Here is an 11,354-nt window from a genome sequence, read left to right as displayed (position 1 = left end):
TCCTGGAGGTCGTGCGACGCGACGTAGGCGAACTGCTCCAGTTCGGCATTGGATCGGCGCAGGTCCTCGGCCTGTTCGGCCATCACCACGCGCGCGGCCTCGGCGGTGTGCAGTTCGTCGACGATGCGGTCGCGCATCGAACCCACGTCTTGGGCGAGCGAGGTGATCTCGGCGGGGCCGCGACCGGTCAGGGCATGGCCGTAGTCGCCCTTGGTGACCCGGCGCACCTGCGCGCCCAGGTGTTCCAGCGGCCGGGTGACCAGGCGCCGCAACAGCAGTGCCAGCACGATCAGCAGGAGCGCGAACAGCGCCGCCACCGCGACCAGCGTCCAGGTCAGTGTTTGCGCGTCCCGGTTGAGATCGGCCCGGGCCGCGTTGCGCTCGCTCGCGAGATCGCCCTGTTGCGTGGCGGTCGCCTGACGAACCGCGTCGAACAACTTCTTGCCGTCGTCGGTGCCCGTCGTGCCGCGGGGCGCGGCCAGCGCGGGCTCGGCGTAGGCCGTGCGCCACGCCTGGGCGCGGGTTCGGACTTCGCCGAGGTCGGCGCGCAGTCGCTCGCCTTCGGCCGAGTCCGGCAGGAGCGTGTCGAGCCGCTGATACGCGCGGTCCTCCTCGGCGCGGCCGAGCGAGTACGGCTCCCGGAAGCTCACATCGCCGCTGATGATCCAGCCGCGGACGCCGGTCTCCTGGTCGATCAGCGCGTTCTCCAGGCGCAGCGCCGTGCTGGTCGCGGGTTCGAGTCGGTCCAGCACGGTGTCGCGCGAGTCGTTCAGGCGCGAGATCGCGATCGCCCCCACCACTGCCGAGATCACCACGACCAGCGCCAGCAGGCCCAGCGCCGAGCCCACCACCTGGCGCATCCGCGGACCGCGCCGGACGGTGTCCGCGCCGTTGTCCATCACGCTGTGTCGCCCCCATTCGTCGTCTGGCCCGGCAGTACCGGCTGACCGTTGCGGACCCTGTCCAGCGGGCGGTCGGGGTCGTGCCGAAGCAGCAACACCGCCACGTCGTCGTTGAGGCTGCCCCCGTGGAGGTCTTCCACCGCCGCGACGGCCGAATCGATCAGGTCGTAGCCCGAGCGCCCGGCCGCGACCAACCGGCCGATCATCGGCACCAGTCCGTCGGAGCCGAGCCGCTCGGGGCCGGCGCCGATCCGGCCTTCTATCAGCCCGTCGGTGTAGAGCAGCAGCGACCAGTCACGGCCGAGCTCGATCGACTCGTAACCCCAGCGCCCGCCCGGGAACAGGCCCAGCGCCGGTCCGGTGGCGCCTTCGGACAGCGGCGCGACGCCGTCGGGCGTCAGCAGCAGCGGGGCCGGGTGGCCGGCCAGGTAGATCCGACCGTGTGTGCGATCGGGCTCGATGACGGTCATGCACAGCGTGGCGAACATCTCGTCCGAGCGCCGCTCGTGTTCGAAGATCCGCTCCAAGGTGATGAGCAGTTCGCCGCCGGTGAGACCGGCGAAGATCAGCGACCGCCACGCGATGCGCAGGTTGACGCCGAGTGCGGCCTCGTCCGGCCCGTGCCCGCACACGTCGCCGATCATCACGTGCACGCGGCCGTCGGCGGTCTGCACCGCGTCGTACAGGTCTCCGCCGAGGAGCGCGCGTTGGCGCCCCGGGCGATAGCGCGCCCGGAAGTCGAGGGACGGGTCACGCAGGATCGGGGCGGGCAGCAGGCCGCGTTCGAGCCGGGCGTTCTCCTGCGCGCGCAGTTCCGACTCGACCAGTCGGCGCTGCGACTCGTCGGCGCGTTTGCGTTCCAACGCGTAGCGGATCGCACGCGAGAGCAGCGAACCGTCGATCTCCTGCTTGACCAGGTAGTCCTGCGCGCCGGCGGCCACCGCCGCGGAGCCGCGATGCGCGTCGGACAGGCCGGTCAGCACGATCACGGCGGTGCGCGGGGCGAACGACAGCAGCTGGTACAGGCCGCCCAGGCCCTCGGCGTCCGGCAACCCCAGGTCGAGCAGGACGCAGCCGATGTCGTCGTCGAGCTTGACCATCGCCTCGGCCATCGACCGGGCCCACACGATCTCCATCGGATCGGCGGAGTCGGCGAGCAACTCCTCGACCAGGAAGGCGTCCCCGGCGTCGTCCTCGATGAGCAGAACGCGCAGCACGGTCCCGGTGACCTCGACCGGGATCGATGCCACCGAGCGCGCCGGGACCGCGCGGTGGTCGGTCCGTTCGACCGCTCCGCTTTCGCCGCCGTACGCGGGGCGCACGCCACCACCTCCGGGTTCGTTGTCGCCGCGCGAATCGTTGTCGTGCGGCAATTGAAGGGACGATAGCGCGGCCCGGCGCGAGCGGGTAACCGCGCCTGTCCGCGACTACTGCGGCGCGTCGGCTCGGTGCGCCGCCCGGCGCAGTACCCTGAGCGATCGCACGATCCCATCCAGTTCGTCCGCCTCCAGATGGATCAGGACCCGAGCCAGGGCCCGGCGTCTGGCGGCTCGCAGTTCCTCCAGGAACGCGACGCCCTCGGGAGCCAGGCTCAGCACCACCTCCCGGCGGTCGGTCTCGCTCAGCGCGCGCACGAGCAGGCCGGCGGCCTCCAGCCGATCGCACAGTCGGCTCGCCGAGGACGGTATGGCGCCCAGTCCGGTCGCGAGCATGTTCAAGTTGATGCCGTCGTGGCCCGCGACGACGAACAGGGCCCGCAGCTGAGACGGCGAGACCCGGTTCTCCAGATCCTCGTGTGCGTGGGTGCGCACCGCGGCCATCCACTCGCACAGTGCGTCCACACGATCGAGCAGATCCGCGGGCAGGTCCCCTTCTTCTCGGGCCACGGACATTCGGCCACTGTGCCGGCTCGGGGCCGAAGCGCGCCACGAACGCGGCCGGCAGGCTGGGGGCATGACACACAGGACGCGGATGACGCTCGTACGCGGCGACATCACCGAACAGCACGTGGACGCCGTGGTCAATGCCGCCAACTCCTCCCTGATGGGCGGCGGTGGCGTCGACGGGGCGATTCACCGCAAGGGCGGTCCGGACATCCTGGCGGCCTGCCGGGAGCTGCGCGCGGCCAAGCTCGGTCGGGGCCTCGCGACGGGCGCGGCGGTGGCGACCGTCGCGGGCCGGCTGCCGGCGCGTTGGGTGATCCACACGGTGGGTCCCGTCCACAGCAGCACCGAGGACCGTTCGGCGCAGCTCGAGTCCTGCTACCGCGAGGCGCTGCGCGTGGCGGACGAACTGGGCGCGGCCTCGGTGGCGTTCCCCGCGATCTCCGCGGGGATCTACGGGTGGCCGATGGAGGACGCGGCCAGGATCGCCGTGGAGACCGTGCGCGCGACGCCGACGACGGCCGACGAGGTCCGCTTCGTGTTGTTCGAGGCTCGTGCCTACATCGCGTTCGAGAGCGCGGTCGCGGCGTCGGGCTGACGACCGCCCCGCCGGCCATACGCGGGCGGGCCGGACCCGAAGGCCCGGCCCGCCCGCGTGTTCGGCTCGTCGTTCAGCCGCCCGACGGCGTGGCACTCGTGCTCTTCGACGGCGCGCCCGACGTCGGGTGGCCCGACTCGGTCGCCGGCGTCGACGGGGTCGTCTCCGGAGTCGTCGCCGGGGTGGTCGGCGGCGGGGTCGTCGTCACCGGTGGTTCGGTCGTCGGGGGCGCGGTGGTCACCGGCGGAGTCGTCACCGGAGGGGTCGTCACCGGCGGCGTGGTGGGCGGCGGCGTCGTCGGCGGCACGGTGATCGGCGGGGGCGTCGTCGGCGGCGGGGTCGTCGGCGGGGGTGTCACCGGCGTCGTCGGCGGCGGGGTCGGCGTGTTCGGGATCGCCGGAGCGTTCACCGTGCCCGCGCCCGCGTCGGGACGTACGACGCCGAGGATCGGCATCGAGCCCGCGTTGGCGATGGTGATGGTGCGACCGGGCCGAGGTGCGTGCACGATCTTGCCGTTGCCCAGGTACATGCCGATGTGGCTGGCGTCCGAGTAGTAGACGATCAGGTCGCCCGGGCGCATCTGGGCGACCGGCACCCGCGGCAGCGATGCCCACTGCTCCTGCGAGGTACGCCGGATCGGCACCCCCGCGAAGGCCCACGCCTTCGACGTCAGACCCGAACAGTCGTAGCCCACGGGGCCGACGCCGCCCCAGATGTAGGGCAGCCCGATCTTGTCGATCGCCCACGCGATGGCCAGCGCGGCCTTGGGCGTGGTCTGCTGGTCCGGCTTGCCGATCAGCGTCGTCAGCTGGGCCTGCCCGGCCTCGGCCGCGCGCGCCTCCATGGCTTCGAGCTCGGCGACCTGCTCGGGCGTGAAGCCGGCGACCAGTTTCTCGGCCCCGGCGATCCCGGCCTCGATGTCGGCCTTGGCCTTGACCGCCTCCTGTTCGAGGCGGCGGCTCTCGGCGAGCTGCGAGTCGGCGCTCTTTTGCATCGCGGCGAGCTGCTGCTCGGCCTGCTTGGCGCGGGCGATCGTGTCGAGCTGCGTCTGGGTGATGTGCTCGTAGGTCGGCGCGTCCCGCAGGAACTGCTCGGGCTGCGAGGACAGCATCAACGTCACCAGCGGGTCCATGCCCCGGCTCGTGTATTGGAGCCTGGCCAGCCGACCGAGGTCGTCGCGCGCCTTCTCGACGTTCTGCCGGGCCCACACGATGCCCGCGTTGACGTCGTTGACCTTCGTCTGGGTCCGGCCGAGCTGCTCGTTGGTGGCGTTGTAGCGCTCGGTGGCCTGTTCGGCCTGGCGATACAACTCCTGGATCCGGGCCTGAGCGGCCAGCAGGTCCTGGACGGAGGTGATCGCGCCCGCGCTCGTGGCCGGTGGCGGCACGGGCGGTGCCGCAGGGTCTGCCCAGGCGCTGCCACCGAACAGGGCGGCGCACAACAGCGCCGCGCCGCAAGCGGTTACAGCTCGGGCCAACAGACCGGAACGGCCCCCGAGTTTCCCCATGCTTTCGCCCTCTCGGAAATCGAATGCTCACTTGCGACGATTCGGACGATGCCGTTCGGTACCACTGGAATCAGCCGAGAACCGGGCTCACGACCGGTCGGTAACCGAGGACCGTTCAGCGTCGGATCCTTGCATGTTCCGGCTGTGAAGGGCAGAGGAAGATTCGCGATCGTCCGGTTATCGGAACGGGCATAACCCATCAATTACGGACGACACGCCGGGGTAATTCATCTACCGGACGGACTGTCGGCCAAAGATTTCATGTGCTGTTCGGAATGCGACACGAGTCAGTGGAAGGCATCGACGTCATCGACCGACCCGGCCGACCGCCGGCGGCGCGACGGCGTCCCACGCCAGGCTCAATTCACCCTGCCGCCACCGCGAAAGGCCATCGCGTACCGGCCAGTCCCGGGCGAGGGTGCGCGCGCACGCGATCCAGCGCTGGCGCGCGCCGAACGCCGCCAACGGCGCGTGCAGGTCCCACGCCCGGTCGAAGGCGGTCAGGAAGGCGTGCACGCGCTCACCCGGGACGTTGCGGTGGATCAGCGCCTTGGGCAGCCGCTCGGCCAGATCCGACGGACGCTCCAGGCCGGCGAGCCGGGCCGCGAAGGTCACCGTGCGCGGCCGGGCGTCGGCTCCGATCCCCAGCCACACCGCCCGGCGCCCCAACTCGTCGCACGTGCCCTCCACGAGTACCCCGTCCGGCGCGAGCCGCGCGCACATCCGGGCCCACGCCGCCGGCACCGCGTCCTCGTCGTACTGCCGCAGCACGTTGAACGCCCGGATCGCGGTCGCCGCCTCGCCCGCCGGCAGCGGTACCTCGAACCCGCCGCGCGCGAACGACAACCGCGGCCCGGCGTGCGGCGCCGCGGCCGCCACTCGCTCGGGATCGATCTCGAAGCCGATCACCCGGATGTCGGCCCGCACCGTGCGCAACCGCCGCAGCAACTCGACCGTGGTCACCGGCGAGGCGCCGTAGCCGACGTCGACCACCAGCGGATCGGCCGCGCCGCGCAGCAGTCGCCCGTGCACGCCGGTCAGCCACCGGTCCACCCGGCGCAACCGATTCTGGTTCGTCGTCCCCCGCGTGATCACGCCCGCGGGTCGCGAGCCCGGTCGAGAACGCGGGCCCACCCCCGGTGCGCCGTGTCCCGGTATGCCGCGCGTACCCATGCTCGCAGGGTAAGGGAATGCCTCCGTGCGCCCCGTGGAGCGGTCAGGATCACACTCCGCGAGGGAATCCCGCCGCCCCACCATGGGTTGTGTCTTGTTTTGGGGACACATTCGATCCGAGAACGGTCCACGATCAGTGGACGAGCGGTACCAGCGCATCACCACACAACAGGACACGGCACGGGGCCGCCAGGGAGGTCAACGAGTGAGCCACCACAACCAGCGCGCGATCAGACTCGGAGCGCGCCGGGGGGCACCTCGTCGGATCGCGACGCTGAGCGTGCACACGTCGCCGCTGCATCAGCCCGGTACGGGTGACGCCGGCGGGATGAACGTCTACATCGTGGAACTGAGCAAGCGGCTCGCCGCGCTCGGCATCGAGGTGGAGATATTCACCCGGGCCACCGGCAGCGACCTGCCGCCGGTCGTGGAGATGGCCCCGGGAGTCCTGGTGCGGCACGTCACCGCCGGCCCGTACGAGGGCCTGTCCAAGGAGGACCTGCCGGCGCAGTTGTGTGCGTTCACCTCGGGCGTGCTGCGCACCGAGGCCATGCGCGACCCGGGCCACTACGACCTCGTGCACTCGCACTACTGGCTGTCGGGACAGGTCGGCTGGCTGGCCAAGGAGCGGTGGGGCGTGCCGCTCGTGCACACCATGCACACGATGGCCAAGGTCAAGAACGCCTCGCTCGCGGGCGGCGACGAGCCCGAACCCAGGGCCAGGGTGATCGGCGAGAGCCAGGTCGTCGAGGCCGCCGACCGCCTCGTCGCCAACACCGTCGAGGAGGCCGAGCAGTTGATCGACCTGTACGCGGCCGCGCCCGAGCAGGTGGCCGTGGTCAACCCCGGCGTCGACCTGGAGACCTTCCGGCCCGGCAACATGGCCGACGCGCGGCGGCGTCTGGGGGTGCCGGTGGACGCCACGGTGATCCTGTTCGCGGGCCGCATCCAGCCGCTCAAGGCCCCCGACGTGCTCCTGTACGCGATCGCCCACCTGCTCCAGGCCGAGCCGAGCCTGCGCGACTCGCTCGTGGTCGCGGTCGTCGGCGGGCCCAGCGGCAACGGCATGGCCGCCCCCGAACACCTGCACAAACTCGCCGCGACCCTGGGCATCCACGACGTGGTCAGGTTCCAACGCCCGGTCCGCCAGGACATCCTCGCCGACTGGTACCGCGCCGCCACGGTGGCGGTCGTGCCCTCGTACAACGAGTCCTTCGGCCTGGTGGCCATCGAGGCCCAGGCCTGCGGCACCCCCGTCGTCGCGGCCTCGGTCGGCGGCCTGCCCACCGCCGTGCGCGACGGCGTCTCCGGCACGCTCGTGAACGGCCACAACCCCGTGGACTACGGCCTGGCGCTGCGCGACCTGATCCGGGCGCCGCGGATGCGCGACGACTACGCGGCCGGCGCGATCCGACACGCGGCGGGCTTCGGCTGGTCCTCGGCCGCCGCGGCGATGGCCGAGGTGTACGGCGACACGCTGGCCCGCAGCGCGGCCCCGCGTGGGCGGGTGGTGGGCGGGCAGTAGCGTCGCCGTACCGAGTCGAATGAGGTGGGCCGTGGAAGCCGAACAGGAAGCAGCCGCGGAGATCGTCCGCGCGAGCCTGACCGACCTGGGCGTCGAATGGGAGGAACCCAAGGACGACACGTTCGTCGCGGTCCTCCCGGGCACCCGCAAACTCAAGACGGCCGTCGCGCTCACGGTCAACACCCACACGCTCGCGGTGAGCGCGTTCGTGGTCCGCCACGCCGACGAGAACCACGCCGCGTTCTACCGCTGGCTCCTGGAACGCAACGTGCGGCTCTACGGGGTGGCCTTCGCCGTCGACAAGCTCGGCGACGTCTATCTCAACGGCAGACTCCCCCTGGCCGCCGTCACCCCCGACGAGATCGACCGCCTGCTCGGTGTCGTGTTGCAGACCTCCGACGACAGCTTCAACACGCTCCTGGAACTGGGCTTCGCGACCTCGATCCGCCGCGAGTGGGACTGGCGCGTCGAGCGCGGTGAGTCCTTGCGCAACCTGGAGGCGTTCACCCGCTTCGCGGCCCCCGAGAACCGCGGCTGACCCCGCCCCGGGCCGCGACCGGGAGCCGGATTGCCTCGATTAGGCTCCTGTCCATGGCTGATGCTCTCTACAAACTGGTCCTTCTGCGCCACGGCGAAAGCACGTGGAACGAAGCAGGTCTGTTCACCGGTTGGGTCGACGTCGACCTCACCGACAAGGGTGAGAAGGAGGCCGCGCGCGGGGGGCGACTGCTGCTCGACGCAGGCATCCTGCCCGACGTGCTGCACACGTCGCTGCAGCGGCGCGCGATCCGTACCGCGCAGCTCGCGCTCGACGTGGCCGAGCTGAACTGGCTCCCCGTCCGTCGCTCGTGGCGGCTCAACGAGCGGCACTACGGCGCGCTCCAGGGCAAGGACAAGAAGCAGACCCTCGAGGAGTTCGGCGAGGAGCAGTTCATGCTCTGGCGCCGCTCGTACGACACCCCGCCGCCGCCGATCGCCGAGGACGACGAGTACTCGCAGTTCGACGATCCCCGCTACGCGTCGCTGCCCGTCGAGCTGCGTCCGCGCACCGAGTGCCTCAAGGACGTCGTCGAGCGCATGCTCCCGTACTGGTACGACGCGATCGTGCCGGACCTGCTCGGCGGTGACACGGTCCTGGTCGCGGCGCACGGCAACTCGCTGCGCGCGCTCGTCAAGCACCTGGACGGCGTATCGGACGGCGACATCGCCGGCCTGAACATCCCCACCGGCATCCCGCTGCTGTACGAGCTGGACGCGAACCTGCGCCCGCTCGTGCCCGGCGGGCGCTACCTCGACCCCGAGGCCGCCGCCGCCGCGATCGAGGCGGTCAAGAACCAGGGCCGCAAGTAGTCACACCGCGTGACTGCCGCGCTCTCGCGCCGTTGTCGGCTCCGCGCGGGGCACCCACCTGTCACGGAAGGGGTGGGGCGCCCCGCACGGGCCGGGCTCGGGTTTCGGCGCGCCTCGGGCTCGGCGCGCCTCTCGATGCGCCTCGGGTTCGGGTGCACGCTGTCAGCGACTGCAACTTCCCCCGCAGTTGCACGCGGACCCCGACTTGCAGCCACAGCCGCAACTGGAGGGGCAATTGCAGCCCGGTACGGGCGCCTGGGGCTGCGGTGGAGTCGGAGAATCGGACATGTCGGCCTCCATGCGATTTGTACGATCGCCGTTTCGGGCGTGGCGCGCGGATGAACGCCGCATGAAGATCTGCGGGCTGGACCCTCTGGACGTGTTTCACCCGTTCGGAGCAGCTCTACCCTGGAACATGTGGACGTGAACGTTGCTGCCGCGGCTTTGGCCGCTGTATCCGGATTGGCCGTGGGCGTAGCCGGCACTCTCGCTTTCCGCTGGAGTGAACGGGCCCAGGGTCGGGGTACGGCCGCCGCGCCCGCCGCCGCCCCGAGCCTGCCCCCCGGCGTGGCCACCGTGCTGTCCGTGCTGCGGTCCTCGGCCGTGGTCCTGGACGAGTTCGACGCCGTGGTCAAGGCCAGCTCCGCCGCCTACAAGTTCGGTCTCGTCCGCGGTGACCAACTGGTGCCCGAGGACCTGCTGCAGATGGCCCGGGAGACCAGGCGCGACGGCGAGATACGACAACGCGACCTGATCCTGGAGCGCGCCGACGGCGAGACCCACGAGTTCGAGGTGTCCGCCCGGGTCGCGCCGCTGGGCTCGCGCCTGGTCCTGCTCCTGGTCGAGGACCGCACCGAGGCGCGCCGCGTGGACGCGGTGCGCCGCGACTTCGTGGCCAACGTGAGCCACGAACTCAAGACTCCGGTGGGCGCGTTGTCGCTGCTCGCCGAGGCGGTCATGGACGCGAGCGACGACCCCGAGGCGATCATCCGCTTCGCGGGCCGCATGCAGATCGAGTCCGCGCGACTGACCAACCTGGTCCAGGAACTGATCGACCTGTCCCGGGTGCAAAACGATCACCCGCTGCACTCGGTGGGCCCGGTGCCACTGGACGAACTGGTGGCCGAGGCGGCCGACCGCTGCCGACAGGCGGCGGAGGCCAAGCAGATCACCCTGGAGATCGGCGGCGACCGCGGTCTGATCGTCCCCGGGGACCACAATCAACTGGTGATGGCCGTCGGAAACCTCGTCGAGAACGCGGTGAACTACAGCCCCGCTCGGACCCGAGTCGACGTCGAGGTCAGAGCGGAATCGCGGATGGCCGTCATCACCGTCTCGGACCAGGGGCTGGGCATTCCCCAGCGTGACCTGGACCGCATCTTCGAGCGGTTCTACCGCGTCGATCCGGCCCGCTCGCGGGCCACCGGCGGTACCGGCTTGGGCCTGTCGATCGTCAAGCACATCGCGGCGGGCCACGGGGGAGAGGTAACCGTGCGCAGCCTGGAGGGTGTGGGATCCACCTTCACTCTCGTGCTGCCGTTCAAGACTGCCGGAACGCATACCTCTCAATCGATGTCGATGACATCGTCGACCCCATCCATGGAGGCTTCACGATGACCCGTGTGCTCGTCGTCGAAGATGAAGAGTCCTTCAGCGACGCGCTGTCGTACATGCTTCGCAAGGAAGGCTTCGAGGTCGCCGTCGCGGCCACCGGACCCGAGGCGCTGGAGCTGTTCGACCAGGGCGGTGCCGATCTGGTGCTGCTCGACCTGATGCTGCCCGGCCTGCCGGGCACGGAGGTCTTTCGCGGACTGCGGGCCAAGTCCAACGTCCCGGTGATCATGGTGACCGCCAAGGACAGCGAGGTGGACAAGGTCGTCGGCCTCGAGATCGGCGCCGACGACTATGTCACCAAGCCCTACTCCACGCGCGAGCTGATCGCCCGGATCCGGGCCGTGCTGCGGCGCCAGGGCGGTGGCGAGACCACCGACGAGCCGCGCGCGATCGAGGCCGGTCCGGTGCGCCTCGACGTCGAGGCGCACCGGGTCACGGTCGAGGGTCGGCGGATCGACCTCCCGCTCAAGGAGTTCGACCTCCTCGAGGTGCTGCTGCGCAACGCGGGCCGAGTGCTCACCCGGATGCAGCTCATCGACCGGGTCTGGGGGGTGGGCTACGTCGGCGACACCAAGACGCTCGACGTCCACGTGAAGCGCCTGCGCGCCAAGATCGAGCCCGACCCGGGGGCCCCGCGCTACCTGGTCACGGTGCGCGGTCTCGGGTACAAGTTCGAGCCGTGACGGGGCCGGGGCCGACCCGTGCCGGTTCCCGACCGACGATGTGACGACGGCGCCCGCGCCGCCCCCCGGACGAACCGGGTGGGCGGCGCGGGCGCCGTCGTGTGTACGGGTGTGCGGGG

At 71.1% G+C, this 11,354-nt stretch carries 11 protein-coding genes; 6 read left to right on the top strand and 5 right to left on the bottom strand.

The annotated features are described in order from the left end of the window. The 3 genes from GT354_RS06560 to GT354_RS06550 all read right to left on the bottom strand — a co-directional run. Positions 1-899: CHASE3 domain-containing protein (locus GT354_RS06560; RefSeq protein WP_161355256.1), on the bottom strand; the 899-nt coding region annotated here is incomplete at its 3' end. After that, positions 899-2,224, bottom strand: a complete 1,326-nt coding sequence (locus GT354_RS06555; protein WP_346011894.1) for a SpoIIE family protein phosphatase — start codon at positions 2,222-2,224, stop codon at positions 899-901. The genes GT354_RS06560 and GT354_RS06555, both read right to left, overlap by 1 nt. A gap of 105 nt (positions 2,225-2,329) precedes the next feature. Continuing rightward, positions 2,330-2,794 carry a MarR family transcriptional regulator gene (locus tag GT354_RS06550; protein WP_161355254.1) on the bottom strand — a complete coding sequence of 155 codons (465 nt, stop codon included), beginning with the start codon at positions 2,792-2,794 and terminating at the stop codon, positions 2,330-2,332. Between the two features lie 61 nt (positions 2,795-2,855). Here GT354_RS06550 and GT354_RS06545 point away from each other — a divergent pair, with 61 nt between their 5' ends. Then, complete coding sequence (locus tag GT354_RS06545; protein ID WP_161355253.1) at positions 2,856-3,383, top strand: O-acetyl-ADP-ribose deacetylase; 528 nt, start codon at positions 2,856-2,858, stop codon at positions 3,381-3,383. Between the two features lie 73 nt (positions 3,384-3,456). Here GT354_RS06545 and GT354_RS06540 read toward each other — a convergent pair whose 3' ends face one another. Together GT354_RS06540 and GT354_RS06535 are read right to left on the bottom strand one after the other, a co-directional pair. Beyond that, the gene (locus tag GT354_RS06540) at positions 3,457-4,890 is read right to left on the bottom strand and encodes an NlpC/P60 family protein (protein WP_161355252.1); all 1,434 of its coding nucleotides are present in this window, start codon (positions 4,888-4,890) and stop codon (positions 3,457-3,459) included. 306 nt (positions 4,891-5,196) lie between these two features. After that, on the bottom strand, positions 5,197-6,063 hold the full coding sequence (locus GT354_RS06535; protein ID WP_202511575.1) for a class I SAM-dependent methyltransferase: 867 nt from the start codon (positions 6,061-6,063) through the stop codon (positions 5,197-5,199). A 205-nt stretch (positions 6,064-6,268) separates the two neighbouring features. Between GT354_RS06535 and mshA the strand changes: the two genes are divergently transcribed. The 5 genes from mshA to GT354_RS06510 all read left to right on the top strand — a co-directional run bounded on the left by mshA (position 6,269) and on the right by GT354_RS06510 (position 11,235). Beyond that, positions 6,269-7,588, top strand: coding sequence for a D-inositol-3-phosphate glycosyltransferase (gene mshA / locus GT354_RS06530; protein ID WP_346011893.1), 1,320 nt, complete (start codon positions 6,269-6,271; stop codon positions 7,586-7,588). 19 nt (positions 7,589-7,607) lie between these two features. Beyond that, positions 7,608-8,126, top strand: coding sequence for a YbjN domain-containing protein (locus GT354_RS06525; RefSeq protein ID WP_161355251.1), 519 nt, complete (start codon positions 7,608-7,610; stop codon positions 8,124-8,126). Between the two features lie 53 nt (positions 8,127-8,179). Beyond that, a complete protein-coding gene (locus tag GT354_RS06520; RefSeq protein WP_161355250.1) occupies positions 8,180-8,938 on the top strand; it encodes a phosphoglyceromutase in 759 nt (252 codons plus the stop codon). A gap of 417 nt (positions 8,939-9,355) precedes the next feature. Beyond that, the gene (locus GT354_RS06515) at positions 9,356-10,555 is read left to right on the top strand and encodes an ATP-binding protein (protein ID WP_346011892.1); all 1,200 of its coding nucleotides are present in this window, start codon (positions 9,356-9,358) and stop codon (positions 10,553-10,555) included. Then, positions 10,552-11,235 carry a response regulator transcription factor gene (locus tag GT354_RS06510; RefSeq protein ID WP_161355249.1) on the top strand — a complete coding sequence of 228 codons (684 nt, stop codon included), beginning with the start codon at positions 10,552-10,554 and terminating at the stop codon, positions 11,233-11,235. The genes GT354_RS06515 and GT354_RS06510 overlap by 4 nt, the downstream gene beginning before the upstream one ends. Positions 11,236-11,354 lie beyond the last annotated feature (119 nt).

The organism is Streptomyces sp. SID3343, assembly GCF_009865215.1.
Classification (GTDB): Bacteria; Actinomycetota; Actinomycetes; order Streptomycetales; family Streptomycetaceae; genus Embleya.
Note: the sequence above shows the minus strand (reverse complement) of the source record. Positions and strands in the feature narration are given on the sequence as shown.

Coding starts and splice junctions, on each gene's coding strand:
- GT354_RS06550 (WP_161355254.1), bottom strand. CDS start 2,794: ATGTCCGTGGCCCGAGAAGAAGGGGACCTGCCCGCGGATCTGCTCGAT.
- GT354_RS06545 (WP_161355253.1), top strand. CDS start 2,856: ATGACACACAGGACGCGGATGACGCTCGTACGCGGCGACATCACCGAA.
- GT354_RS06540 (WP_161355252.1), bottom strand. CDS start 4,890: ATGGGGAAACTCGGGGGCCGTTCCGGTCTGTTGGCCCGAGCTGTAACC.
- GT354_RS06535 (WP_202511575.1), bottom strand. CDS start 6,063: ATGGGTACGCGCGGCATACCGGGACACGGCGCACCGGGGGTGGGCCCG.
- GT354_RS06525 (WP_161355251.1), top strand. CDS start 7,608: ATGAGGTGGGCCGTGGAAGCCGAACAGGAAGCAGCCGCGGAGATCGTC.
- GT354_RS06520 (WP_161355250.1), top strand. CDS start 8,180: ATGGCTGATGCTCTCTACAAACTGGTCCTTCTGCGCCACGGCGAAAGC.
- GT354_RS06510 (WP_161355249.1), top strand. CDS start 10,552: ATGACCCGTGTGCTCGTCGTCGAAGATGAAGAGTCCTTCAGCGACGCG.